This window comes from Bacillus sp. FJAT-44742 (assembly GCF_002797315.1).
GTDB classification, from domain to species: domain Bacteria; phylum Bacillota; class Bacilli; order Bacillales; family Marinococcaceae; genus Thalassorhabdus; species Thalassorhabdus alkalitolerans.
Genome location: NZ_KZ454936.1, coordinates 2,731,036 through 2,756,083, shown reverse-complemented (window position 1 = coordinate 2,756,083; position 25,048 = coordinate 2,731,036). Strand labels below are relative to the sequence as shown.

The 25,048-nt window shown below is 40.5% G+C and carries 29 protein-coding genes and 1 pseudogene; 16 read left to right on the top strand and 14 right to left on the bottom strand.

From position 1 onward, the window contains the following. Positions 1 to 175 precede the first annotated feature (175 nt). The gene (locus CEF17_RS13645) at positions 176 to 1,078 is read right to left on the bottom strand and encodes a diacylglycerol/lipid kinase family protein (protein ID WP_100400006.1); all 903 of its coding nucleotides are present in this window, start codon (positions 1,076 to 1,078) and stop codon (positions 176 to 178) included. A gap of 322 nt (positions 1,079 to 1,400) precedes the next feature. On the opposite strand from CEF17_RS13645, the gene CEF17_RS13640 reads away from it, so the two are divergent. Both CEF17_RS13640 and CEF17_RS13635 read left to right on the top strand, forming a co-directional pair. Then, positions 1,401 to 2,594: an MFS transporter gene (locus CEF17_RS13640; protein WP_100400005.1), complete on the top strand. Its 1,194-nt coding sequence runs from the start codon at positions 1,401 to 1,403 to the stop codon at positions 2,592 to 2,594. Positions 2,595 to 2,710: 116 nt separating this feature from the next. After that, positions 2,711 to 3,007, top strand: coding sequence for a hypothetical protein (locus tag CEF17_RS13635; protein ID WP_100400004.1), 297 nt, complete (start codon positions 2,711 to 2,713; stop codon positions 3,005 to 3,007). 46 nt (positions 3,008 to 3,053) lie between these two features. On the opposite strand, the gene CEF17_RS20635 is transcribed toward CEF17_RS13635, so the two are convergent. After that, the gene (locus CEF17_RS20635; RefSeq protein ID WP_232725510.1) at positions 3,054 to 3,197 is read right to left on the bottom strand and encodes a hypothetical protein; all 144 of its coding nucleotides are present in this window, start codon (positions 3,195 to 3,197) and stop codon (positions 3,054 to 3,056) included. Between the two features lie 119 nt (positions 3,198 to 3,316). Between CEF17_RS20635 and CEF17_RS21070 the strand changes: the two are divergent. From CEF17_RS21070 to CEF17_RS13610, 6 genes and pseudogenes are all read left to right on the top strand, one after another. Beyond that, a pseudogene (locus CEF17_RS21070) lies at positions 3,317 to 4,105 on the top strand (cache domain-containing protein); the annotation flags it as partial. 354 nt (positions 4,106 to 4,459) lie between these two features. Continuing rightward, on the top strand, positions 4,460 to 5,053 hold the full coding sequence (locus CEF17_RS21065) for a methyl-accepting chemotaxis protein (RefSeq protein ID WP_442857456.1): 594 nt from the start codon (positions 4,460 to 4,462) through the stop codon (positions 5,051 to 5,053). Between the two features lie 280 nt (positions 5,054 to 5,333). Then, positions 5,334 to 5,954, top strand: a complete 621-nt coding sequence (locus tag CEF17_RS13625) for a cell wall hydrolase (protein WP_100400002.1) — start codon at positions 5,334 to 5,336, stop codon at positions 5,952 to 5,954. Between the two features lie 305 nt (positions 5,955 to 6,259). Next, the gene (locus tag CEF17_RS13620; RefSeq protein WP_100400001.1) at positions 6,260 to 6,877 is read left to right on the top strand and encodes a TetR/AcrR family transcriptional regulator; all 618 of its coding nucleotides are present in this window, start codon (positions 6,260 to 6,262) and stop codon (positions 6,875 to 6,877) included. 324 nt (positions 6,878 to 7,201) lie between these two features. Beyond that, positions 7,202 to 7,414 carry an acetyl-CoA carboxylase biotin carboxyl carrier protein subunit gene (locus CEF17_RS13615; RefSeq protein WP_100400000.1) on the top strand — a complete coding sequence of 71 codons (213 nt, stop codon included), beginning with the start codon at positions 7,202 to 7,204 and terminating at the stop codon, positions 7,412 to 7,414. Between the two features lie 123 nt (positions 7,415 to 7,537). Next, a complete protein-coding gene (locus CEF17_RS13610) occupies positions 7,538 to 7,729 on the top strand; it encodes a hypothetical protein (protein WP_054636337.1) in 192 nt (63 codons plus the stop codon). A 151-nt stretch (positions 7,730 to 7,880) separates the two neighbouring features. Here the strand turns inward: CEF17_RS13610 and bioA are convergent, their stop codons facing one another. From bioA to bioF, 5 genes are all read right to left on the bottom strand, one after another. Beyond that, positions 7,881 to 9,242 (bottom strand): adenosylmethionine--8-amino-7-oxononanoate transaminase, encoded by a 1,362-nt coding sequence (gene bioA / locus CEF17_RS13605; protein ID WP_100399999.1) that lies wholly within the window; start codon positions 9,240 to 9,242, stop codon positions 7,881 to 7,883. Continuing rightward, positions 9,221 to 9,958 (bottom strand): dethiobiotin synthase, encoded by a 738-nt coding sequence (bioD, locus tag CEF17_RS13600; protein ID WP_157843043.1) that lies wholly within the window; start codon positions 9,956 to 9,958, stop codon positions 9,221 to 9,223. The genes bioA and bioD overlap by 22 nt, the downstream gene beginning before the upstream one ends. 76 nt (positions 9,959 to 10,034) lie before the next feature. Then, a complete protein-coding gene (gene bioC / locus CEF17_RS13595) occupies positions 10,035 to 10,850 on the bottom strand; it encodes a malonyl-ACP O-methyltransferase BioC (RefSeq protein WP_100399997.1) in 816 nt (271 codons plus the stop codon). Continuing rightward, on the bottom strand, positions 10,847 to 11,572 hold the full coding sequence (locus tag CEF17_RS13590; protein WP_157843042.1) for an alpha/beta fold hydrolase: 726 nt from the start codon (positions 11,570 to 11,572) through the stop codon (positions 10,847 to 10,849). Before CEF17_RS13590 ends, bioC begins: the two co-directional genes overlap by 4 nt. After that, a complete protein-coding gene (bioF, locus tag CEF17_RS13585) occupies positions 11,569 to 12,765 on the bottom strand; it encodes an 8-amino-7-oxononanoate synthase (RefSeq protein ID WP_100399995.1) in 1,197 nt (398 codons plus the stop codon). Before bioF ends, CEF17_RS13590 begins: the two co-directional genes overlap by 4 nt. A 189-nt stretch (positions 12,766 to 12,954) precedes the next feature. On the opposite strand from bioF, the gene CEF17_RS13580 reads away from it, so the two are divergent. Both CEF17_RS13580 and CEF17_RS13575 read left to right on the top strand, forming a co-directional pair. Then, a complete protein-coding gene (locus tag CEF17_RS13580; protein WP_100399994.1) occupies positions 12,955 to 13,641 on the top strand; it encodes a futalosine hydrolase in 687 nt (228 codons plus the stop codon). Continuing rightward, a complete protein-coding gene (locus CEF17_RS13575) occupies positions 13,638 to 14,465 on the top strand; it encodes a 1,4-dihydroxy-6-naphthoate synthase (protein WP_100399993.1) in 828 nt (275 codons plus the stop codon). The genes CEF17_RS13580 and CEF17_RS13575 overlap by 4 nt, the downstream gene beginning before the upstream one ends. A 75-nt stretch (positions 14,466 to 14,540) precedes the next feature. Here the strand turns inward: CEF17_RS13575 and CEF17_RS13570 are convergent, their stop codons facing one another. After that, on the bottom strand, positions 14,541 to 15,797 hold the full coding sequence (locus tag CEF17_RS13570; RefSeq protein ID WP_100399992.1) for an MFS transporter: 1,257 nt from the start codon (positions 15,795 to 15,797) through the stop codon (positions 14,541 to 14,543). 121 nt (positions 15,798 to 15,918) lie between these two features. On the opposite strand from CEF17_RS13570, the gene CEF17_RS13565 reads away from it, so the two are divergent. Both CEF17_RS13565 and CEF17_RS13560 read left to right on the top strand, forming a co-directional pair. Further along, positions 15,919 to 16,506, top strand: coding sequence for a nitroreductase family protein (locus tag CEF17_RS13565; protein ID WP_100399991.1), 588 nt, complete (start codon positions 15,919 to 15,921; stop codon positions 16,504 to 16,506). 72 nt (positions 16,507 to 16,578) lie between these two features. Continuing rightward, positions 16,579 to 17,652 carry a branched-chain amino acid aminotransferase gene (locus tag CEF17_RS13560; protein ID WP_100399990.1) on the top strand — a complete coding sequence of 358 codons (1,074 nt, stop codon included), beginning with the start codon at positions 16,579 to 16,581 and terminating at the stop codon, positions 17,650 to 17,652. A 213-nt stretch (positions 17,653 to 17,865) separates the two neighbouring features. Here the strand turns inward: CEF17_RS13560 and CEF17_RS13555 are convergent, their stop codons facing one another. From CEF17_RS13555 to cydS, 3 genes are read right to left on the bottom strand one after another with little or no spacing between them, the layout of a single operon-like run. Then, the gene (locus CEF17_RS13555; protein ID WP_100399989.1) at positions 17,866 to 18,873 is read right to left on the bottom strand and encodes a cytochrome d ubiquinol oxidase subunit II; all 1,008 of its coding nucleotides are present in this window, start codon (positions 18,871 to 18,873) and stop codon (positions 17,866 to 17,868) included. Positions 18,874 to 18,891: 18 nt separating this feature from the next. Then, a complete protein-coding gene (locus tag CEF17_RS13550) occupies positions 18,892 to 20,226 on the bottom strand; it encodes a cytochrome ubiquinol oxidase subunit I (protein WP_100399988.1) in 1,335 nt (444 codons plus the stop codon). After that, the gene (gene cydS, locus CEF17_RS20080; protein WP_157843041.1) at positions 20,223 to 20,360 is read right to left on the bottom strand and encodes a cytochrome bd oxidase small subunit CydS family protein; all 138 of its coding nucleotides are present in this window, start codon (positions 20,358 to 20,360) and stop codon (positions 20,223 to 20,225) included. The genes CEF17_RS13550 and cydS overlap by 4 nt, the downstream gene beginning before the upstream one ends. Before the next feature lie 163 nt (positions 20,361 to 20,523). Here cydS and CEF17_RS13545 point away from each other — a divergent pair, with 163 nt between their 5' ends. From CEF17_RS13545 to CEF17_RS13535, 3 genes are read left to right on the top strand one after another with little or no spacing between them, the layout of a single operon-like run. After that, positions 20,524 to 20,727: a spore coat protein gene (locus tag CEF17_RS13545; RefSeq protein ID WP_100399987.1), complete on the top strand. Its 204-nt coding sequence runs from the start codon at positions 20,524 to 20,526 to the stop codon at positions 20,725 to 20,727. Between the two features lie 13 nt (positions 20,728 to 20,740). Further along, the gene (locus CEF17_RS13540; RefSeq protein WP_100399986.1) at positions 20,741 to 21,103 is read left to right on the top strand and encodes a spore coat protein; all 363 of its coding nucleotides are present in this window, start codon (positions 20,741 to 20,743) and stop codon (positions 21,101 to 21,103) included. Positions 21,104 to 21,125: 22 nt separating this feature from the next. Continuing rightward, positions 21,126 to 22,262 (top strand): zinc-dependent alcohol dehydrogenase, encoded by a 1,137-nt coding sequence (locus CEF17_RS13535; protein WP_100399985.1) that lies wholly within the window; start codon positions 21,126 to 21,128, stop codon positions 22,260 to 22,262. Positions 22,263 to 22,612: 350 nt separating this feature from the next. On the opposite strand, the gene CEF17_RS13530 is transcribed toward CEF17_RS13535, so the two are convergent. After that, on the bottom strand, positions 22,613 to 23,050 hold the full coding sequence (locus CEF17_RS13530; protein WP_100399984.1) for a universal stress protein: 438 nt from the start codon (positions 23,048 to 23,050) through the stop codon (positions 22,613 to 22,615). A 31-nt stretch (positions 23,051 to 23,081) separates the two neighbouring features. Further along, positions 23,082 to 23,528 carry a universal stress protein gene (locus CEF17_RS13525; protein ID WP_100399983.1) on the bottom strand — a complete coding sequence of 149 codons (447 nt, stop codon included), beginning with the start codon at positions 23,526 to 23,528 and terminating at the stop codon, positions 23,082 to 23,084. A gap of 195 nt (positions 23,529 to 23,723) precedes the next feature. On the opposite strand from CEF17_RS13525, the gene aroD reads away from it, so the two are divergent. Further along, positions 23,724 to 24,497 carry a type I 3-dehydroquinate dehydratase gene (gene aroD, locus CEF17_RS13520; protein ID WP_100399982.1) on the top strand — a complete coding sequence of 258 codons (774 nt, stop codon included), beginning with the start codon at positions 23,724 to 23,726 and terminating at the stop codon, positions 24,495 to 24,497. Positions 24,498 to 24,644: 147 nt separating this feature from the next. On the opposite strand, the gene fbpA is transcribed toward aroD, so the two are convergent. Continuing rightward, a complete protein-coding gene (gene fbpA, locus CEF17_RS13515) occupies positions 24,645 to 24,821 on the bottom strand; it encodes a Fur-regulated basic protein FbpA (protein WP_232725509.1) in 177 nt (58 codons plus the stop codon). Between the last annotated feature and the right edge of the window lie 227 nt (positions 24,822 to 25,048).

Sequence of the window (25,048 nt, the reverse complement as noted above, 5' to 3'; positions counted from 1 at the left end):
GGGGACTTTGAGGAAGGGACTTCAGGATGGCTGCTTACGTAAAGATAATGAAGTAAAGATTCCCACAACCTCTAATAAAAGGGAAGAGACCAGATTGTAAGTCATATTTAGTTTGGAACAACAGAAACAAATTATGTAAAAAAAACAGCCTTTATAAAAAGGCTGAAAAGCATCATTATCCAACTGAAGTGAACACTTGAAGATGACGAGGTAAAACCGTAAACTGAAAATCCTTTACTCGATGTTCATCCCCATCCAAGTTCAGGCTGATTTGTTGGGGGATTGTAAAGGAGCCAGCTTGAATGGTCGTATGCTGAATAATGGTCGCTTTATTAGGGACCTGTAAAAGCTCACAAAGAAGAACGAGCAGTAAAGCCGCACGGCTGCTTGCTTTACAAGTCAGGAGATGAAAGTGGGCATCCCTGTTTTTATTACTTTTTATCAAGCGCTCAAAGGGTCCCACCCCATTTCCGTTCATGATTAAAAATAATGAAAGGTCTGAGAGCAGTTCTTGCGAAGGAAGATTAATTGAGATGGGGTAGGATTGTTTAGACATAATAAAGGTTTTTAAGAAACAAAATACATATGCCCATTCTCCAATGTGAGCTTTCAGATAAGACGGAGTTTTATAAGTGATATCAGAAAGCCAGCCAGCTGAAGCGATATTAGCGAAATACTTATCACCGAATTTGCCTATGTCAATCGCCTTTGTCTGTCCATTTCTGATGACTTGGAATACCTCCTCCATTTGTGAAGGCATACCAATATATTTTGCAAATTCGTTGCTGGTTCCTAGAGGGATAACGGCGATAACAGGCCTATGCTGTTCTGTTGCCAGGGTTTGAAGAGAGCTGTTAACTGTCCCGTCACCACCAGCAATAAATATCGCATCCCATTTCTTTTGGCAGGCTTCTTTAATGGGATGTTCAATTTTTTGAAAGTCAGTTAACTGGTGAATTATAAGCTGGTATCCTAATTGGGTCAATCTTTCAACAATAAAAGGAAAGGCGTTGTGTCTCTTTTTCTTTCCTGATTGTGGATTATATATAAATAGTGCTTTTTTGCTTAATGTTTTCATGAATATACCCCGTTTACATTTTAATGAAGTATTCGTATTTTGTTCTATCAAGCATTATTTATAAAGGTTTTAAGGTGAATAATATTGACAAATAAGGAGAAAAAGAGCGGAGAGAGGAACTAAAATACTGTACAGCCAGTTTTAAGGGAAGAAGCAATGATACACGTCCCTCCTCCTCATTGTTAAATTTCTATGTTAGGTTTTATAACATCATCACCCAAATCCATCTTAAGGAACGATAAAATAAAATTTGTCGGGATTTTATTTTAAATATGTATTTTATATACAACAAAAAGTTTCTATGGTATTGGGGTGAGAGTGTATGGAAGAACAACAGAAAATAAGCAGAAGAATATTATTACTGACAACTCTTGCAATGGTTTTCTCGTTTACTGTTTGGGCTTCTTTATCGCCCTTAGCGAATCAATTTGAGACGATTTACGGGTTAACGGCAACGCAGACCAGTGTCTTAGTAGCAATCCCCGTGCTCTTAGGGTCTGTTATGAGAGTGCCGCTTGGAATTCTAACTGACCAGCATGGGGGCAGAAAGGTTTTCACTGCTTTGTTGATTTTTACCGTTATTCCCTTGATAGGCATTGGTTTTGCTGATTCATACTACTCTTTGTTAATTTGGGCGTTCTTTTTAGGTATGTCGGGGGCTTGTTTTGCAGTTTCCATCACCTTTGTAGCAAAGTGGACTCCAACAGAAAAGCAGGGAACGGCATTAGGGATAAATGGAATGGGAAATATAGGAACGGCTCTTGCCGGGGCCGCTTTGCCTACCATCGCTGTGGTGTACGGTGTGCAGTGGGCTTTTTGGATACTGGTTATTCCCATCGTTATGATGGCCTTCATGATTTGGTACTGGACTCCGGAAACCCCAAAGCCAGCTGAAAAGAAAACATTAGCAGGGACACTTTCGGTATTAAAGCATAAAGACAGTATTATTTTTTCTTTGTTTTATTTCGTAACGTTTGGTGCATTTGTAGCTTTTGGTATTTATCTGCCGACGTTATTAATGTCTCTCCACGATCTTAGCGCTGTCGATGCAGGGGCCAGAGCAGCTGGTTTTGTAATTTTAGCGACTCTTGTTCGGCCTTTTGGGGGGTATGCAGGCGATAAAATTGGAGCTGGAAAAGCAATAACGGTTGTATTTATAGGGATTACATTAGGAGGATTAGTACTTACTTTTGGCTTGGAAAACATGGCTTTAATGACGGCTGCCTGCTTGCTGATTGCCCTCATGTGCGGGATAGGAAACGGAGCGATCTTTAAACTCGTACCAGAGAAGTTCCCGAAATCAACGGGTGCGGTAACTGGAATTGTCGGGGCGGCAGGAGGACTTGGGGGTTTTTTCCCGCCAATCCTGCTTGGAATCGTCCAAGACGTAACAGGTACCTATATGCTTGGGTTTCTGCTCCTGTCTATTCTGGCTCTTGTTTGTTTTGTCATTAATATAAAACAATACGACAACACAAAATACACAAGGTTAGTAGATGTAAAAGCTGGCTCCTAGAAATAAACGCTTAATCCTTTATTGAGATTAAGCGTTTTTTTGTATGAATTAGAATCTTCTAAGTGAGAAGGAAGAATACAGACAAGAGAGAATAACATATCCAAGGGAGGTGTGTTATGAAACTGAGCTTTATGATAGCGTCTTTGTCCGCGGTTGTCGTTTTTACTCTTAGTCTGATCACTGGCAGTTGGTACTTCCTTATATATATATCAGGCTCCTTGGGTGTTATGAGCTTGTTCCTGGCTTTATTCGTTTATTTAGATTCGGTATTGCAGGATAACAAAGAATCCTTCTTTTCCGAGTACGGAGTAAAAAAAGATAGAAGGGAAGCGGCGAAAGTACATGCAGCTGCTTCTGTTCCCAACCTGACAGTTGCACTTATATATTTATTTGTCTCCCACTTTATTTTTTAGTAAAGCTTGCGGCTCATCCTCTCCCGAAGGGGTCTTACACGTTTATCTATAATAAAGTGACTTGTGAAAAACATTCACCTTTAACAGAGCCTATAGGAAAAGCCAGAAATGAGGTGTTTTTTGTCACTTCTGGCTTACAATTTTTCTCCTCCGGCGGGCGTTCGATTTCTTCTACTTCACTAAACTTCATCTTTCCTTGCTATTACCTCTCCCATTATTTATTGTAAACGCCTTCAACTTTTAGAAAGAGAAGACGATAAAAAATATAAGGAGTTAGAAAATTCTATATTTTTTGAAGGAGAGAGAATAATGGGATTGAAAGGAAGGCTGCTATTCCTGTGTTTGGTTACATTAATTGTTCCCATGAGTATTTTAGGGTGGGTAAGTTACAAAACCGCAGAAGCTGAACTTACACAAGCAGGCGAGGTCAATTTAGAAAACAATGTTAATCTTGCCATGGAATTAATTAATAGTATGCAAAGGGATGTGGAAGCCGGCGGACTGTCTTCAGAGGAGGCACAGGAGATGGTAAAGGAAAGTCTGGTCGGAGTGTTGCAGGAAGATGGGAGCCGCATGATCACAGAACAAATTGACCTTGGGGAACATGGTTATTTTTACATAATAGACAGGGACGGGACACTGCTTGCCCACCCATTGTTAGAGGGGGATAACATTTGGGGGGAACAAGGAGAAGATGGCTCCTTTTTTATTCAAAATGTTATTGAAGAGGCCGCCACCGGCGGCGGGTTTGTCTCTTATGACTGGCCGCTCCCTGATAATCCGGAGCAATCTGCTCCTAAAATTATTTATTCCAGTCTTGATGAAGAGTGGGGATGGGTGGTTGCAGCAGGCTCCTATTATGTTGATTATAATGGAGGAGCTCAGGGAGTTCTGCATGCTTTATTGCTGACGGTTGTTATTTCTACACTTGTTGGTGGAGGAATCATTTTTTATTTTGCAAACCGTATCTCCAGGCCTGTAAAAGAAATAGAAAAAGAGCTTACGGAAATAGCAAATGGAGTATTGAGCAGAAAAGAGCTAAGAATAACAAGAAGGGATGAAATAGGTTCTCTTGGAACGCAAGTAAACATGATGAAACAGTCTATACGCTCTATTATCAAAAATGTTAATGAAGCAGGTGAACAAGTTTCAGCAATGGCACAGGAGCTTAATGCTGCGACAAATGAAAACACGCGTGCCTCAGAATTGATCTCCTCCTCGATACAGGAGGTAAGTGATTATGCCGGAGAACAAATAGTGGCCAGCAGAACAAATTCTGGAATTATGAATGAAATTAGTAATACCATTGACCAGCTGAATAGAGAAATGACAGCTGTCCGGCAGTCAAATACAAGTGCTAACGCCAACACAGAAACGGGAAAAGAAATGGTGAGAACCCTTGTAGAACAAATGAAAACCCTCCAGGAGACGGCTATTTCTACAAGTAAAGAGATGGAACAACTGAAAGATAAATCCGCTCAAATTAATTATATTATTACTATTATTACTGATATAGCAGATCAAACAAATCTCTTGGCATTAAACGCAGCCATTGAAGCGGCAAGAGCAGGTGAACAAGGAAAAGGATTTGCTGTGGTAGCTGATGAAGTGAGGAAATTAGCAGAACAGTCCAGCGATTCGGCTAAGGAAATCAGGGCATTAATCGGCGATATTCAGGCAGGGGTTGAAAACTCAGTCAAGGCTATCGAAGTAAACAATAAACATGTGGAAGAGTGCCAGACAACCACCGTTCACACGGGTAAAGAATTCAACAGTATAGAAGAGGCTGTGACGTTGATAAATACGCATGTAAACAAAGTAACCTCCTTACTAAGAGAGGTTGTAGGGAAGACTGGCAAATCTTTAGAAAGTATTCAAAAAGCAGAAGAGGGCGTCAGCCACACCGCACAAGAGGTGGAGCAAGTAGCTGCAGCTACAGAAGAGCAAAGCGCTTCAATGGAGGAAATCAATGCTTCAGCTGAGAATTTAAGACAAGTTTCTGAAGACATGCAGAAAACAATTAATAAATTTTCACTAACAAAATAAAAAGGTCTAAAAAAGCACTCTCTAAAATTAAAAAGAGAGTGTTTTTTTTTTTTAACTCTGGTAAAAATATTTTGTTTCTGCTCTATAAGACAGGCTTAAGATTCTTCCATCGCGTACTAGCGGCGGCCTCCAACGAATCGTTGAGCCATTTACCACTTTATCCTATTCTTCTTTTCCAGTGTGCTCTATCTTTTGCTTCCTTGTTGAAGAGATGAGTACTGATTGTTAAGATAAGCATCGTGTTACATTACATCATTACATTTATTGGAGGTTTTATTTAATGCGTAAGTGGGTAGGAGCTCTTTCTGTGTCTATGGCTGTTATAATCTTTGGTGCAAACGAAACGGAGGCATCAAGTTCGCATACAGTGCAAAGCGGTGATACGCTCTGGTCCATTGCAAACAATCATGATGTAAGTGTCGAGGAAATTAAGAATACGAATAATAAAAGTGAGAGCATGATCCACGTTGGTGAATCCTTGCAAATTCCTTCGACTGACAATGAACAGGATCATAGCCCATCAGCGAATGAATATAGCGGTACTGCGAGTGAGGAGGATAAGCGTTTGTTATCCCAGTTAGTTACAGCTGAAGCAACTGGTGAGCCATATGAAGGTCAAGTAGCTGTGGCTGAAGTGGTACTTAATCGCGTAGAAAGCTCTCAGTTTCCAAATACTATTCAAGGTGTCATTCATGAGCAAGGACAATTTACGCCTGTTCAAAACGGATCAATTAACCAGGTCCCTACAGACACTGCAGAGAGAGCAGTAGAAGAGGCGTTGAACAATAGTGGGCAAGGGCATGGTTCTTTATTCTTCTACAATCCTCAAACAGCAACAAACTTATGGAATGCAACAAGAGAAGAGACAAAAACAATCGGCAATCACGTATTTTCAAAATAAATTCTATATCAAAAATCACTAATCAGAGTGTTCAAAGAGAGACTGTCACAAAAGTAATTTTGCTGACAGTCTCTTTTTTGAAGAGGAAAATGAACTCTGGCTGCTTGATCGCTATGTATTCGCGCCAAATACTCTTTATTTACAATCAAATAACTAAAAAGAATTAACAATCGCCTTTAACAGAGCCCAAAAAATTAATAACCTCTGCTCGTAATTTTTAGACACAAGTGATAAAGTAAGTAAATGAAAAAGGGCGAATGTTATGAAAATCTTTTTGTATAAGAACGTAGAGAGAGGTGAAAGAGATGGAGAAAAACCTGGTTCCATCTATTGTAAAAGATCAGCACCTTGTTAAGCGAAGAAGAGAACAAATGGTTAATGCGGCTGTCGTGTTACTGAAAAAGAAAGGTTTTGACAGAATTACAACAAGAGAGATTGCCAAGGAAGCAGGCTTTAGTATTGGGACACTTTATGAATACATAGGAAGAAAAGAAGATATTTTATATCTAGTATGTGATTCAATCTTTGAAGAAGTACGTGATCGCCTTGAAGCCAGTTTGACGAAAGGCGGAAATGGCATTGATTCACTAGAAGAGGTTATTTCTTCTTTATTTAAAGTGATGGATGAAATGCAGGACGAGGTTCTGGTGATGTACCAGGAAACAAAATCCCTCCCCAAAAATGCTCTTCCTTATGTTCTTAAAAAGGACGAGGAGTTAACAAAAATTATTGAAGAAACGATATTAAATGTTAGGGAAGCAGGCGGGATTGCCCTTTCCGATAAAGAGTGCTGGCTCCTTGCTCATAACATTATTGTCAGCGGGCAAATGTGGACCTTCAGACGGTGGGCTCTTCGAAAAACGTGTACCTTGGAAGAGTATACAAAGATGCAGGTTAATTTATTGCTGCATAAATTGGTTTAAACAATAGGATAGCGGGCTGTCCCATGTCCCAAAAGCTTTATCAGCATTGAAAAAATTGCAGCGTCACTATGGGACAACCCCTTTATGACGGGAGAGAACTAGTAGTGCCTGTTTTGATTTCAGATATTTCCCAATTTTGATAATGAAATTTTCTTAATATTATGATATAGTGAGTAAAGATAATATCTCCTTGTACATGTAAGAAATGGTTTTTATTTACCACCAACCTGAACGATTGTTCAGTCTGCAGTCATAAGAGGAGAGTACAAAGTGAGACTAGATTCCAAAATAATGAAAGCCTTTACATAGGCAGGGAGGATTGTTATGAGCAGCATTAAAGCAGATATGGCAGGGAACTTGTGGAAGGTATTAGTCGGGGAAGGGGATCAAGTCAAAGCAGGAGAAGAGGTTGCCATTTTAGAATCAATGAAAATGGAAATCCCTATTGCTGCTGGTAAAGACGGAGTGGTTAAGAAGCTACTTAAGCAAGAAGGTGATTTTATCAATGAGGGTGATGATTTGATAGAGTTAGAGTAAAGGCGGGTCGAGTAAAAGGCCAGAGGAAATGAACATTGCCCCCCCAGAAGAATGACAGGTAGAAATTACTTATGAACTCACTTTCCTTATATTCACACTATAGATTGAGAGAGGTGACAGTTCGTGGAGGATGTAATTAAATTATTAAATTGTTCAATTGATAATTTAAATGAGCTGGAACGGGAAATAAAAGGATTAAATGAAAAAGAGTTAGAAACAGTAGCATCTGCATATCCATTTAACCACCACTTTCTTGAAATGATTGATAGCTTATCCAAATGGAAGAGAGAGATTGAAAAAGTAAACACTAACTAAGGATTATTCATTATAATTTAAGAAGGGATGGTGTTCAAAAGCTTTACTTTTGAACACCATCCCTTCTTTTTAGTTGAGCATGCCAAAGTCTTCTTTTGGCAAGATAAATACCACAATGAAGCCGAAGAGATGTGAACACTTATATATGAACTCAACTCATTTCTGACTTATTAAATATAGTTTCTTCGATAGATTGGTGTATGATTCCTGTCATTTCTTTTATTTCTTGTTCCGATGCACAAAGAGGCGGCATAAAGATCAGCGTGTCACCAAGAGGACGAGACAGCATGCCATTTTTTCTCATCGTTAATGTTGTTTGATAAGCTATTCTGTCTTCAAAAGGAAAAGATTCTTTCGTTTGTTTGTCCTTTACTAGTTCAATTCCCACCATAAAGCCAAGTTGACGTACATCCCCTGCATGAGGGAGCTGTTCTATAGGTTGTAATGTTTCTGATAACACCCCTGCTTTTCTCTGCACACTATCCACGATGTTTTCTTTTTCAAACAGTTCTAAGTTAGCCAGAGCTGCGGCACAGCCAAGCTGGTTTCCAGTATAAGAATGACCATGAAAAAGGGTCTTTAATTTCGTGTAATCATCATAAAAAGCCTGATGAACTTTTTCTGTTGTTAAGGTTGCGGCAATTGGAAGGTAGCCCCCGGTTATTCCTTTTGCAACCGTCATAATGTCAGGCTTGATGTTCTCGTGCTCTACAGCAAACATTTTCCCTGTTCTGCCAAAGCCTGTGGCTACCTCATCAACAATCAATAACACGTTATATTCCCGGCAAAGGCGTTCCACTTCCTTATAGAAACCTTCAGGCATAACTTTCATGCCGCCTGCTCCTTGAATTTTCGATTCCATGATGAGGCCGGCAATTTCTTTATGATGGTTTTCGAAAGTATCCCTGAGAGCCTGCAGGGAATCCTTCATCGCTTCGCCAGCATTTCCGCTAGGATGACGATATACATCAGGAAAGGGCACCTTCAAGCTGTTAAACATCAATGGATTATATATTTTGTGAAAAAGGTCCACAGCCCCTACACTAATTGCACCCACTGTATCGCCATGATAACCGTTAGTAAAAGTTACAAATTTAGTTTTCTTGCCATTCCCCTGGTTGTACCAATATTGAAAGGCCATCTTTAAAGCAATTTCAATAGCTTCTGCTCCGCTGTCGGAATAAAACACCCTTTTTAAATTAGTAGGAGAGAGAGCTATTAATTTTTCTGCCAGTAATGTTGCAGGAACGTTCGAGGCACCTAGCAGGGTAGAGTGGGCAATGGAATCAAGCTGATCTTTAATGGCCTGATCAATTTCCTGTTTCTTATGACCATGAACATTAACCCATAGGGAAGAGTATCCGTCGTAGTATTCTTTTCCGTATATATCTGTTAGCTTTACACCTTCTCCATCTTTAATGATTAATGGATCCTGCTCGTAATCTTTCATTTGGGTAAAAGGAAGCCACAAATATTCCTTGCTTATCTCAATTAGTTTGTCTGGGTTAACCAATTGTTTTCACCTCTCAGTATGTTTACTAATTTTTCTGTTTCAATAAAAGGGGCCAGTGTTGCAAGTAAATCGGCAGAGCCTATTTTTTCTTCTATCTCGCGGACTTCCGGGATCGATCCCAGCACCGGGGCAAACTGCTGAATGTATCGAATGTTTTCTTCTTCTATAAAAGTTTTTTCAGCAGGGACATTGGAGAATATAACCCCCGCTATCGTCAGGCCTTTGGATTTTGCATAAGAGATTGTCTGCAGGGTATGGTTTATGGTCCCTAAATTAGGACGAGCCACAATGAGAAGAGGTAATCCCGCTTCTTTGGCTAAATCGGCCATGTCTTTCTGTTCATTTATAGGGACCGACAGGCCGCCTGCTCCTTCCATAAGAATTGAGTTGTATTTACGAGAAAGATGTCTCATCGTCTCAAAAATGACTGGGAAATCGATTGTTGTACCGGCTAGCCTGCTGGCAAGATGAGGAGAACAGGGTGGTTCAAAAAGATAGGCTGAAAGATTGCTGCTCGCCTCTCTAACACCTGATTTTTTATACATCTCCACGTCAGGAGCAAGAGAGTGTCCTCCATCCTGGGAAATCGTACCCGTTTGTATTGGCTTAAAAGGCACAACATTAAACCCTCTTTCACGCAGTAATTGATAAAGAAGACAGGTAACAATTGTTTTTCCTACTTCTGTGTCTGTCCCTGTTACAAAAAAACCATTCACTGACGTTCCCTCCCTAAATGTAAACTTGAATATATATTTGGTTGACAATAAAGGTATAAAAATTGGTTTCAAGGCTTTAAAGGTCCCTTGTCACATAAAGGTAAAGAGAATGATAGGTAGCTGGAATTCTTTGATCCTCAGTTAGGAAATTGTCATTGTATGTCTCAATCATTTCTTTAAACAAAGAAATGGATTGACTGTAATGGTGGTTGTTGCTGTTTGATGCACCGATTTCTTTTACACTTTTCAAAAACGCTTTTACATCAGGAAAAAGCTCAACGTGCCTTTCTTCTGTTCCGTGGAAGGAGAAATGTTCTTTATCTATACCGGCCTCTAACATAGCAAAGAGATCCTGTAATGAATAAAAATCCTGGCTGACCTTCACTCTTTTGGTATAAGAAAGTCGTTCAACTGCCCATTTCACAGCTTGATTCAGTTCACAAAAGGTAGAGGAGCCGAAGGTGGAAAAAAGAAATAAGCCTCCCTCATTTACATGCCTGCACGTTTTAACGAGAGTTTCCGGAAGGTAATTGAACCATTGAAAAGCGGCATTCGAAATAACTAAGTCATAGGTGTTTTCAATAGTGAACGCTTCAAAATCTGCACAATGAAAGGAAACATTATCATTGGTAACATACCTTTTTGCTGTCTCAACCATTCCTGGAGCCAGATCGACAGCATCAATTGAGGCGTCAGGATACAAATTTGCAAGCTTTTTTGTCATGGTGCCTGTCCCAGAGCCAATTTCTAAAATGGAAAGAGGTTGTTTTTCCAGTTGGTTCTCACAATAATCAAGAAGATGATTGGCCATCTTTCTTTGTACGATTGCATGGTCATTATAGGTTGCTGCTTTGTCGGAAAATCTTTTTTTTACAAGTGTTTTATTTATCATGACACGACCTCACTGGTACAAGTAATAATCTTAGCTGACGTCTCTGGTAATGAGAAAAAAGGTAAGTGGCCGCACTCTAATTCGTGAAATGTACCATCAGGTAAATGACCTGCCAGGTTGATGGCAGCTTCAATTGGTATAATCCTGTCGTATTTTCCATGGATAATGTGTACGGGAACATGTATGCAGTGAAGCTTTTCTCTTACATCTTTTTCAAGTAAATAATCAAGTCCGATCTTCAAATCCGTTAGAGGCTTGTTTCGTTGAGTTTGCTGCTTGAAAAAGGAATCTAAGGAATGCTTTTTTTTATCGGCTCTTGAAAACATTTTCCGGTGAAAGGACTCAAGGACAGTGTCTGCATTTGCTGTTAGACTGTCTCTCATTTTTTCAACCGAGCGATTGCTCCATCCATAAGAAACATTGGCTGCAGAATCTTTTGTGAAGCGGGGTGTTGCGCTAAAAAGATACATGTTTTCTATATTCCCAACTTTCTTTGAAGCTGCCTCGAGGGCTGCAATTGAGCCTAATGACCAAGCAACAAGAGTAACAGAGTCAAATTGTTGCAGTGTATATTCAACTCTCTGGTCAATATCATTGACAGAGGAAAGATGAAACCAGGAAAGGTGCTCTGTATGGACCGTTTTCGGCAGGAAAGGGAGAAGAGGCTCCCAAATGGTCTCGTTCATAGCCCATCCTGTTAAAAAGATAAAAGCTGAACTCATGTTATCACCCCGAGTTCTTTTCCAATTCTTTTTATGACCTGGCATGCGCGTACCAAATCTTCATCACTGTGAACAGCCATAGTGCTTAAACGTATTCTTGCTTCCCCAGGGGGAACGGTAGGAGGTCGGATAGCAACAGCAGATATTCCTTCTTCCATAAGCAAAGAACTAAAGGTGAGCGTGGTTTCATTGTCTCCTGTCAGGATAGGGACAATATGGGAAGCAGATAAACAGGTATTAAAGCCTGCGTCAGTTAGTATGCTTCGTACCATCTTGCTTTTACGAAGCAGGTTCCTTCGTCTTTCTTCATCATTCTGCACCAGAGTGATAGAAGCCTGAATAGCTCCAAGAACAGCAGGCGGGAGACCGGTAGAAAAAATAAAACTTCTCATTTTATTTACCAGGTACTGAATCACAGTCTGGTCCGCCACCACATATGCCCCGAAAGAACCTAAGGCTTTTCCGCAAGTCCCTACAAACAGGTCGATTTCTTCCTCCACCTTTTGCTGGTAGGAGTAACCCCGGCCAAAAGGTCCGTATATACCGCTGCTGTGTGCTTCATCAACAATTAAAAATGCTCCGTAATGTTTTTTTAACGTAACTATGTCCTCTAACGGGGCAAAATCACCATCCATGCTGAAAAGGCTGTCTGTAATAATAATCTTGTTTTCTATATCTTTGTCTTTTTTTAAAAGGCTTTCAAGATGGTTCATGTCATTGTGGTTATAACGTCTTTTCTTTGCTCTGCTTAAAACAATGCCGTCAATGATACTAGCGTGATTTAACTTGTCACTGTAGACAACGGCATTTCTGGAAGCAAGCGCAGATATAGCCCCTACATTTGCAGTGTAGCCGTTATGTACAATTAAAGCAGAATCACGTTGCTTCCATGATGTAATAGCTTGTTCAGTTTCTTCATAAAGTGGGTGGCTGCCCACGATGAGACGAGAGGAGGAAGCACTGGCTCCATAATCATGAATGGCTTGTAAAGCACCTTGTTTTACTTCATCATGGCCGGCTAACCCTAAATAGTCATTAGACGAAAAGTTAAGCATCAGTTTACCATTTCTTCGTATCCACCCCTTTTCTAACGGTTTATGAGAAACAAGACTTCTTGTTAGTGACTGTTTTGCTATGTCTTCTAACTCATTATTGATAGTTTGATAGAGAGGTGACTTTGTCCTTTGCCTCATAGTTTCACCTGCCTTTTCTTCCTATCATACAAGATAAGTTAAATAATGTTAACCTTTAAATTTAAAAGGTTAACAATTAACGATGGAACGGGTAAGAAACTGATTCAGGAATTAGAGACCAGCTCAAAGACATGGTATGATTGAATGGGAAAAATACTTACCTAATAGGCTGCCAGTGGAGGTCGCTTTATGAAACAGAAACAACAAAAGAATCAATCAAGGATAGAAGATAAGCATGTTCTTATCGTTACCTCTGTAGAGGCTGAAAAAGAGGCAGTAAAACGAGGGCTTCAAAATACCGGAAAATTTACCGTCATCTCAGGAGGGGTCGGCCCTATGGCCGCAGCGGCAAGTACTGCGGCAGCTATTGCCGCCCACCCATATGATTATGTAGTAGTGATGGGTATTGCAGGCGGCTTTAAAGGGAGAGCGCCGGTCCGGTCTATTGTTGTAGCGACAGAGTTAATAGCTTCCGATATGGGGGCGGAAACCGAGGATACGTTTTTAAGCCTTGATGACTTAGGCCTTGGTACTTCTTCCATAGAAGCCGATCGTGCTATATCGGAAGACCTTGCCCTTTGCTTTAACCATAGGCAGGTTCCAGTATACCGGGGTGCTGTTTTAACTTCTGCGACCGTTACGGGAACGAAACAGAAAGAAGAGGTACTGAGGAGACGTTATTCCAATGCTGCAGCTGAAGCAATGGAAGGGTTCGGGGCAGCTACTGCTGCCGCGCAAAGGGGCATACCAATTCTTGAAATCCGCTCTATTTCTAATGAAGTTGGGCCAAGAAACAGAGAGGCCTGGGATATAAAAGGAGCGCTCTCTTCCTTAGAGACAGCTGGCGCAGTTTTAAAGGAGGCTTTTTTAAAATGAATATTGCATACTCACCGTGTCCAAATGATACATTTGTATTTCATGCCTGGGCTCATGGATTACTTCCTGAGGCACCAAAGCTTAATGTTACATACGCTGATATTGATAAAACAAACCAGTGGGCTATGAATAATGAAGGGCCTGAGATTATGAAGATTTCCTATGGAGCCCTCCCATGGGTATTAGACGATTACAATCTGATTCCTTGCGGAGGTGCTCTGGGAAGAGGGTGTGGGCCTCTCGTTTTGTTGAAAGACCAAAGTGAAAACCCCGCTTCCCTTTCTGGAAAAAAAGTTGCTGTTCCCAGTGAGAGATCGACAGCTTATTTGCTATTTCGTTTATGGGCCGCGCAAAACGTCCCAGATGGATTGGGAGAAATTGTGGTCCTTCCTTTCAATGAAATTATGCCAGCAGTCCGAGACGGGAAAATTGATGCTGGGCTTGTGATACATGAAGCCAGGTTTACATATCAACACTACAATTTATCCTTGATGGCAGACTTAGGAGAGTGGTGGGAAAAGGATACAGGACTGCCAATACCTTTAGGAGCGATTATTGCCCGTCGTTCCCTTAACGTGGATGACGTAACAAAATGGATCAGAAAATCGGTACAGTATGCCTGGTCCAATCCTGCTGAGTCTGATGCATATGTTATGGAGCATGCTCAGGAAATGTCTGCTGAAGTAGCAAAACAGCACATTGACTTATATGTAAACAAGTTTACTGAAGACTTAGGAGAAGAAGGGTATGCTGCTGTAAGAGCTTTATTAGGAAGAGCTGCCAAAGAAGGACTGGTACCGTCTATAAAGGGAGGTTCTTTGTAACAGGTGAAAAAATCCGGCTCCCTTTGAGTAGAAGCCGGATGATTCTTCCGGTTGTTTGTAGAAAAGCGTGTATGTTCAGAAGGGAGGAGCTGTTTCTTTCCACTGTTTTCTTTGAGAAGCCTGGAGATAGACAGCCCCGGCACCGGCTATGAACGTAAGAACTGCTGAGAGCAGGAAAGCACTTAAGTAAGACTGAGTAAAGTCAATAAGAAAGCCTGTAATAATTGGAGAAATAAGCTGGCCTATGCTGAATAGCAAAGTAATAAATCCCATAGCTACCGGCACAAATTTCACTCTGACATAATCTCCCGCGCTTGCGTTCATTATTGTTGGTACACCCCAGAGCGTTATTCCGTATAAAAGAACCTGTACCAAAATAAGCCCGCTGTGGGTGGAAATGCTCAAAAACACCAGCATAAAAAACTGGATAAAATAAACGAAAGCAAGAGCCGGCATTCTCCCAATTTTGTCAGAGACGGAGCCCCAAATAAAGCCGCTGACTATACTGGCTGCTCCGGCTGCAGCAAAAAACAGTCCAGCCTGGCTGCTGGTAAACCCTCTGTCGACAATAAGGTAATCAACGAGGAAGGTAGAAAAAATTAAGTAGGCAATTCCCCACAAAAAATAGAGTATGCCAATAAACCATAAAGTCTTATTGCGATACACAGTATCCGTTTTTAATACTTCCTCAGCTCCCTCACGATCCGCCGGGTTCTTCTTTTCTTTTCTGGAAGCTATAGGGCTCAGGTTGATATCAGACGGAGTATTTCGTAGAAAAAGAGCATGCAAAACGGCGATTATAATTACTGTGGTGGATAAGATATACCAGCTGAGCCGCCATCCTGAACCGTCAGCAATTTCAACGATAACTGGAACTACTATTCCGCTGAATACAATACCAAAGCCTGCTCCGGCCATGACAATCCCCATTACCATTCCACGCATCTTAGGGGAAAACCATTGGCCGATTAAGCCGAGGGACGGGACATATGCTCCACCGCTTCCTACCCCAATGAAAAAGCAGCCAATGTAAGCTTGAACAAAGGATGAAGCATTTGCAGTAACAATCATTGCTAAACCAATAAGAAGCAAGGAAACTATAATGACTCGTTTGGCTTGAAATCGAATGACAAAATAACCGACACTAGTAACTGAAAGTAAGTATCCTAGAAAGATGGATGAGGCAATGAACCCGGTTTCACGGTAATCAAAGTGAAGGCCTTCTCTCATAAATGGAAGAATGGCTCCAAATGAAAAACGCCCAAATCCTAAGCAGGCAAACACACTGAGTACGATTAGAAACAGGATCAGCCACCCTTTATGTACGCGCATAATTCTCAGCTCCTTACATACTAAGAATAGGTATAATGTGCTGGATTGTCCATTCTTTTAAGCAAGGTTTTGGCAGATAAGAAGACGGGTTAAATTAAACTTTATATGGGAGGGAAACGTAATGGATGTACTTGAAGCAATTAAAACAAGAAGAAGCACAGGTCTGGTTTCACAGGAGCCTGTACCTGAGAGCCTCATTGAACAAATACTTGAAGCAGGAACCTGGGCCCCGAGTCATCACCAGACCGAGCCGTGGAAGTTCTTTGTCATGACAGGGGAGGGGAGAAAGCCTTTAGGAGAAGTGCTGGCAGACATTGCAAAAGAGGGAATGGATGAACCTTCTTCAGAGGAAAATGTAAAAAAGCTTGAGAAAACAAAAGAAAAGCCCTTCAGAGCCCCTGTAGTAATAGCAGTCGCTGTTGAACCTAGCGATAATCCAAAAGCGATTCAAGTGGAAGAGTACGGTGCTGTATTTGCTGCCACTCAAAATATGCTTTTAGCTGCCCATGCTTTAGGGCTGGGAGGGTTCTGGAGGACAGGAAAGCCATGCTACCATTCAAAAATGAAAAAGCTTTTTGGTCTTTCTGAAAATGGTGATATCCTGGGTTTTCTTTACATCGGATATCCTCAAAAAAAGAACCCTGAAGGGAAAAGAAGACCTTACCATGAAAGTACAAAATGGATACAAAAGGAAGATGATTTCAATTAACCAGCAGGGCACTTCCTGCTTGCTTTGATATACTGTTACTCATTGACAACATAATACCGAGGAGTGGAAGTCATGTCCGAACCGATTTTAGATATTACCCAAAACCCACATAAGAAAGCAAAGCCGGATCCTGAACAATTGAGCTTCGGAAAAGTTTTTACCGACCATATGCTTACCATGGAATTTTCGAGAGATAAAGGGTGGCATAGTCCACAAATCGTCCCTTATGAACCTGTGTCTCTTGACCCGGCAGCGATGATCCTTCATTACGGACAAACCGTGTTTGAAGGCCTTAAAGCTTATCGGGGGGCTGATAATCAAATCCTGCTGTTCCGCCCGAAAAAGAACTTTGAACGCTTAAACCGTTCTAGTGACAGGATGAGTATTCCTCCTGTCAATGAAGAACTGATGTTGGAGTACTTAAAGCAGCTGATCAGCCTTGAAAAGGACTGGGTACCGGCAGCGGAAGGTACATCCTTATACATTCGCCCTTTCATTATTGCAACTGAACCAAACTTAGCGGTCGCGCCATCCTATTCGTACACATTAATGATTATTTTATCCCCGGTAGGTTCCTACTACCCGGAAGGGATACATCCAGTCAGCATTAACGTAGAATCTGAATACACAAGAGCAGTTAGGGGCGGCACAGGAACGGCGAAAACAGCCGGGAATTATTCAGCGGCCTACAAAGCTCAGGAAAGGGCAACAGAAAAGGGGCACGCTCAAGTTCTTTGGCTTGATGGCGTTGAAAAGAAATATATTGAAGAAGTAGGCAGCATGAACGTTTTCTTTAAAATCAAGGGTGAAGTTATTACTCCCGAGCTCAACGGCAGTATTTTAGAAGGGATTACCAGAACTTCTATCATTGAGATGCTGAAAGATTGGGAAATACCTGTAAGTGAAAGAAAGATCACCATGGAAGAAATCCACCAGGCTTATGAGGAAGGAACCCTGGAGGAAGCGTTTGGTACTGGGACGGCAGCTGTAATCTCGCCAATTGGTGAGCTTCATTGGGAAGACAAAGCGATGGTGATTAACCACAGACAGACAGGCGAATTATCTAAATCCTTATATGATACGTTAACAAGTATTCAAACGGGCAAGCTTGAAGATCCTTACGGATGGACAATAAAAATAGACTAAAAAAAGAGAACGAGGTGATAACCCTCGTTCTCTTTTTATGCCCAGTGTGTAAGGTTAATGAAAGAAACGGCTGATAAATGATAATAGCATGATCCCGGCAATTACAAAGCAGACAATAACCAGGACTTTTTCTTGATCTGTCGTTTTCTTTCCCTGTTCTGTATTTTCATTCATATAATAACCTCCTGCCATAAGCGTGTGAAAACATTGCTGTTATCTGCCCCGTGCGTATTCAGCATTGAAGATAAACAGTCTCATTAAGAGAAACAAAGAAGGTACGAGGAGAAGAAGACCTGCAAGGAAAGCAAGAATAAGGGATATGCCCATTTCCGGACTGGTAACATTTTCATAAATGGTAATATGCGGGTAGAGAATGTAGGGAAGATGAGTGTATCCATAACCAAAAAATGCAAATCCATATTGGAAACAAACTAAGAGAAAAGCAATCCCCATAAATTTTCTTTTATATATACAGAGGATCGCTGCTAAAAATGCCAGCAAAGATAATACAAACAGCCACCCTTCCTCCACCATAGCCTGAAAATGCTCAGGATTATGGGTGCTTAAGGTTAAAAACACTAAAAAGCTCAAAAAAATGGTAGGTCCTCCCCAAATTAAAGAAAATTTCCTCATGAGTTCAAAGGCATCCTTATCTTTCGCTACGTTGGCGTAATAGGTTAAAAATGAGGCACTGATAAAAAGCACACTGACAATCGCAAGCATAACGACAATCCATGAATACGGACTTACAAACAGTTCACCTAGAAGCAGCTGGACAATTGAATCGTCCACTGTGATAAATCCACCTTCTGAAATGGTTAGGACAGTTGATAAAGCTGCTGGGATCAAAAGCCCGGTGATACCGTACAAAAATAAATATACGTTGCTTTCTCTGGCACCATAGTTTGCAAACGCATAAAATGACCCTCGGATAGCAAGAAGCACTAAAGCAATGCTGCCTGGAACAAGTAGAGCCGTTCCAAAGTAAAAGGCTGAAGCCGGAAAAAAACCGACTAGACCAATCATAAAAAATACAAGGAATACATTGGTGACTTCCCATACAGGAGAAAGGTAACGGTCAATCACCTGCCTGATTGTATGCTTTTTGTTTGTCACCTTGGCATAGTAGGAATAAAACCCAGCTCCAAAATCTATCGAACCGATAATCAGGTATCCATATAAAAACACCCACAAGACGGAAATACCGATTGTTTCTATCACACCGAGCACCTACTTTTTCTATAAAATAATGTTTTGATTTTCGATTTCTGATTCCACGGTCTTCTTTTTAAACAAGCGGATCAGGATGATAGGCAGTAATATAGCAAGGGCTAAATATAAAGAAGAAAAAAGAAGAAGCATTTCAAAAACGTGTTCAGAGGTAGTAGCCGCTTCTGCCACAGTCAGATACCCCCGTAAAATCCATGGCTGTCTGCCTACTTCAGTCATAATCCATCCAAACTCAATAGAAAGAATAGAAAGAGGAGCACAAATGATAATGGCTCGCAGCAACCACTTGTTTAACGAGTTAAACCGATTAAAGTAGTAAAAAACTAAATAGGCAAAAGCCACGGCAGCAAGAAACATACCAATTGTTATCATTAGGTTAAAGAAATAATGGATATAGAGAGGAGGCCAAAGTTCTTCAGGAAAGTCGTTTAACCCAACAACTTCAGCTGTCGGCCGGTTAAACGCCAAGATGCTTAGTGCGTAAGGAATACGTATACCAAACTTTACTTCCTGCTCATCAGGGTCCAGAATTCCTCCTAACAATAAGGTGGCACGATCCTCTGTTTCAAAATGCCATTCCGCAGCAGCCAGCTTTTCAGGCTGATAAACTGCGAGGAATTTTCCTCCAATGTCTCCATTTACAATAGTGGCAATTGAGAATACGAAACATCCAATCATGGCTAAGTGAAGAGCTTTTTTGTAATAGATGTGTGTCTTTCCTCGAAGGATATGAAAAGCTGCGATAGCAGCTAACAAGAAAGCTCCGGTTAAATACGCGGTGGTGAGTACATGGGAAACCTTAGAAGGCATAGCAGGGTTAAACATAGCTACTAAAGGCTGGACGTTCATAATTGTACCTTCTGCCAGATCAAATCCTTGAGGAGTATTCATAAAAGCGTTCACACTTGTAATAAAAAAAGCAGACGCCGATGAACCAATAATGATGGGAATGGATAAAAGCCAGTGGTATATAGGATTCTTGAACCTCTCCCACGTATATAAATAAATTCCCAGAAATATAGCTTCAAAAAAGAAAGCGAAGGTTTCCATAAATAAAGGGAGACTAATGACGTGGCCTGCGGCCTGCATGAAGCTTGGCCACAATAATGATAATTGAAAACCGATGATTGTTCCTGTCACGACCCCAACAGCTACTAATATCGTGTATCCTCTCGTCCACCGGCGTGCCAGCAATATGTAATGGGGGTCCTTTTTTTTGATTCCAACCAGTTCAGCAATGGATATAAAAATTGGCAGGCCTACGCCAATGGTAGCCATCACAATATGAAAGGCCAGGGTCACAAATGTTAATAATCGGCTTAGCACTACCGGATCATCGATCATTCTTCTCCTCCTCCATCGTATTCATTCTCTGTAGCATACGGCTCCTTAGATCTGCTTACCCAAAAGAAAAAAACAGCTAAAGAAATGAAAATTACCATGACGGGCAAGATCATAATCATGAAATTATTGATCACTGTACCATCCTCCTCTTAATGCTCTTAGTATGACTGCATAAATGTGGAAATATGTAGGGTGAGAAAAATCAGGATAGTGGGAGAAGGTTTGTTGCATGTGATGAACTGAATAAAGCTTTCTTTCATTAGAGAAAATAAAAGGGGTTGATCAGGAGGTGAAACGATGAGGGACTCATTTGCCGTTCATGAAGCAATGGAAGCCCATGAAATCCTGAACTTCAAGACTGTCTGTCTGTTAAAGGCCAAAATGATGCAGGGTATTGTCTTTGATCAGGATTTACGGGCGTTGATGGAACAGGATGTTCAACAATCAATTCTGGATATAAAGGAACTGGAGCGTTTGTATCAGGAAGGAAATATGCAGTAAAGGAGAATAAAGGATGAATGAAGATTTTTTAGACCCGATTAATGCTGTTGGAATGCCTGATCAGGCTGATTCAGCTATAGCCTTAGATTTTCTGTTGACTGCTAAAACAGGGGTAAGATACTATTCTATGGCTTTAACAGAAACAGCAACACCAGAGTTAAGGACAGCATTAATTAATCAAATGACAGCCGCGATTAACCTTCATGGGCAAATATCACAGCTTATGATGAATAAGGGTTGGCTTAGGCCGTTTGATGTGAAAGAGCAGTTTGAACTAGATATAAAATCTGCACAAACAGCAGTGGAGATAGCAAATTTAACTCTCTTCCCTAATGATACAGATCGGTTAGGAACGTTTGCGACTCCATATGAATAATTAACCTGTAGGAGGAAGAGGAATGAAAGCAGTGACATATCAAGGGATCAAGGATGTAAGAGTCAAAGAAGTCCCTGCTCCCAAAATCGAAAAACCAGATGACATTATTGTCAAATTAACCACAACTGCTATATGCGGCTCTGATCTTCACCTTATTCATGGAATGATTCCTAATTTTCCAGAAGATTATATTATTGGCCATGAGCCACAGGGTATTGTAGAAGAAACAGGTCCGGAAGTAACCAAAGTTAAAAAAGGGGATCGGGTCATCATTCCTTTTAACGTCAGCTGTGGAGAATGCTGGTTTTGTCAGCATGAATTAGAAAGTCAGTGTGATAATTCAAATGAAAATGGGGACATGGGAGCTTATTTTGGATACTCAGATACAGCAGGTGGGTATCCGGGCGGACAAGCTGAATATATGAGAGTGCCCTATGGAAATTTCGTTCCTTTCAAAATCCCTGAAGATAGTGAAATTGAAGATGAAAAGCTGGTTCTCCTTTCTGATGTCATGCCCACGGCCTATTGGAGTGTTGATAACGCCGGGGTGAAAAAGGGAGATACAGTAATTATTCTTGGGTGCGGACCTGTCGGTCTTATGGCTCAAAAGTTTGCCTGGCTGAAAGGAGCAGAAAGGGTCATAGCCGTCGATTACGTGGATTATCGTCTTCAGCATGCCAAGCGGACAAATAATGTAGAAATCATAAACTTTGAGCAGCAAAAAGAAATAGGGTTACACTTGAAGGAAATGACCAATGGCGGCGCGGAAGTAGTAATTGATTGTGTAGGCATGGACGGTAAGATGACTCCCCTTGAATTTTTGGCGACAGGAATGAAATTACATGGCGGTTCCATGAGTGCGATTACTATGGCAGCTCAGGCTGTGAGAAAAGCAGGTACTATTCAATTAACGGGCATATATGGAATGCGTTATAATGCTTTTCCTCTTGGCGACATATTTCAGCGCAACGTCAATATAAAAACCGGCCAGGCTCCAGTGATTCATTATATGCCTGCCCTTTACAAAATGATTGCTGAAGGAACAGTCGATCCTGGGGATATTATTACTCACGTCCTGCCGTTAGAAGAAGCAAAACATGGGTATGAAGTGTTTGATACAAAAACAGAAGACTGTATAAAAGTCGTATTAAAACCGTAAAAAGAATTGATGTAGAGTATCTCTGGTGCCCAGAGGTGCTTTTTTATTTAATTATTTTTGAAGGGCGTTGTTACATTTTGCTGTTTATTTTCCTCCGCATACGCTGACGGAAGGTACGGTCTTATACAAGGAGTGTAAGTATGATAAAACTACAAACTCTTTATGCTGTGAGAAGCTCTTCTCACAGTTTTTTTTACATAACCTTGGAAATGTACCCTAGGGCTCATCGGCTCACTCGATTCCCAAAGACATTTTGGGCTATATTTATAAAAACAATGCCTGCCATTAACAATACCTTATAAAAATAGCCCCCATTTTACTAAATGAGGGACTTTTAAGTTTCTTTTGCTCTAACGTCTTACGATCAAAACATCACGTTTTGCGTTTCTAGCAACTTGTTCAGAAACACTGCCGATGACAAATCTTTCTACAGCTCCCAGCCCAGTTGCGCCGACAACAATCAAATCAGCCTGCCATTTGTCTGCAATTTCTCTGCCGAGCATGACTTTAGGGGAACCAAAATCCAGGGAGGTTTCTACATTCTCGATCCCGATTTCAACGGCTTCTTTTTTATATTGACCCAAAAGCTGCTGTCCTGTATCTTCTATCCAGTTAGTGAAATTCGGGCTGTATGGCTCGATTCGCGAAAAGGAGCGGAGATCCACGACATGGGAAATGATGAGACGTGCTTTAGACTTTTTGCTAATCTTTAACGCCTTTTCGAAGGCACGTCTTGCCCCTTCTGAGCCATCAACAGCTACTAAAACATTCTTATATTGTAAAGTCATCTTTGTTTCCTCCTATGAAAAATGATATAAACTAATCAGTAGACTTACGAACAATTAATACGTCGCAATCAGCACGACGGGCAATGTTTTCCGAAACGCTGCCAAGAAAGATCCGCTGTGCTGCGTTAATGCCTGTAGCCCCGACTATGATTACGTCAGCTTCATGTTTTCTGGCAATTTCCGTTGGTATTTTCACTTTGGGTGTTCCATACTCAAGGACGGTTTCCACGTTGTTGATTCCACTATTGATTGCTTTTTCTTTATAATTTTCAAGCAGTTCTTCACCGTACTTTTTAGCTCTGAGAAATGCGGCGTCATCATATTGTTCGAGGGAAGAGGTAATTCTTGTATCTACGACATGGGAAATGATCAACTTAGCATCGTTTTCTTTGGCCAGCTCAAATCCTTTTTTGAGGGCTTGAAAGGATTCTTCTGAACTATCAACAGCTGCTAGAATCGATTTATATTCTTGGTCCATGTTTACTGCCTCCTTATAAAAACTCTCTATACTCATATTATAAAAAAAGAGAAGGGAGCAAGGTGTGAGATCTGTCACACTTTATGGGTTTTAATTTTTGTGACCAGAAATATATTTTGAGGCATCTGACTATTCATTGATTAAAAAACTTTTATCCTTTAAAGTAAAAGAATATATTAGTAAGGAGAAATTTATATGAGTGAAATAAAAGGTAAGCTAGAAAACGGGAAAAATGCAGTAGGAAATAAACCTGAGATTTGTGTGCCCTTGATTGGTAAGGAGGAGCAAGAAATCATGCAGGAGCTTGAAAAGATAGTGAAAGATAAACCAGACATTATAGAATGGCGGGCAGATTTCTTTAAGGGCTTATCTAATGTTGAAAAAGTAATTTCCACCCTGCAAAAAATCAAAGAGAGTGGTAATGAAATACCCATTTTATTTACGGTTAGAAGTGAAAAAGAAGGAGGACAACCTGCAAATATTGGGGCAGAGGAGAAAATGGAAGTGTTTGCACAAGTTTGTGCAAGCGGATACGTTTCTTTTGTTGACTACGAATTAGCCAATAATCATGAAAGTATAGCAAGGCTTAGGCGTGTTTCGAAGGAAAATGGTGTTAAACTGCTCATTTCCCACCATAACTTTGAGGAAACCCCGGAATTGTCAGAAATGATCTCCAAATGTAAAGAAGCAGAATTATTACAGGCTGATATTGTTAAAATTGCTGTGATGCCAAATAATATGGATGATGTTCTTTTGTTGTTGGAAGCAACAAATAAATTATCTAAATTGTTAAGTGTCCCATTAGTAACAATTTCAATGGGCAAGTATGGAGCCATAACAAGGATGCTAGGCTGGGTCTTTGGTTCAGCAATGACTTTTGCAGTTGGGGAGCAGAGTTCAGCACCAGGTCAAATACCAATAGAGAAACTTAAAGAAATGATTAAACTAGCAGATGAATCAATGTCTTAACCTTTTATTACCTCCTGTAGTTGGAAAAGAATATTTCCAGCTAGGGAGGATTTTTGTTATGAAAACAAAAACAAAAAGAACTCAATTGGATAATTCCAATGTAAGTTCTCTATTAAGAAAAGTAATAGAGTTTTGTATAAGAGTCTTCTATGCAGAAAAGACAGAAATCGTTTCACCCAAAAGTAAGTAAAGCTCGTTTTCTAACTCTTTCTCTGTTGCCTGATACAGCTGTCTGCCATCAGACATTTTATAAATATTGTGGTGCAAAAGGATATCAATCATTTCATTTTTATTGATGTAGTTTGATGTAACAGTAAAAGACATAGAAATCATACCCCCTAATATGTAAGCGCTTTCAATTTAATTATAGTTTATCTCTATGAACCTGTCAATTTGCAATTACAAAAATTAGTAAATGAATATATTATTTTCTTACTCCATTTTTTCTTCGACATTTTTATTAGCATACTAATAAAAAAGAATAGCTTCTATTACCATATATATATGATGATTATCTCATTTACATTAGGAAAAGAAAGGAGTATACTCGT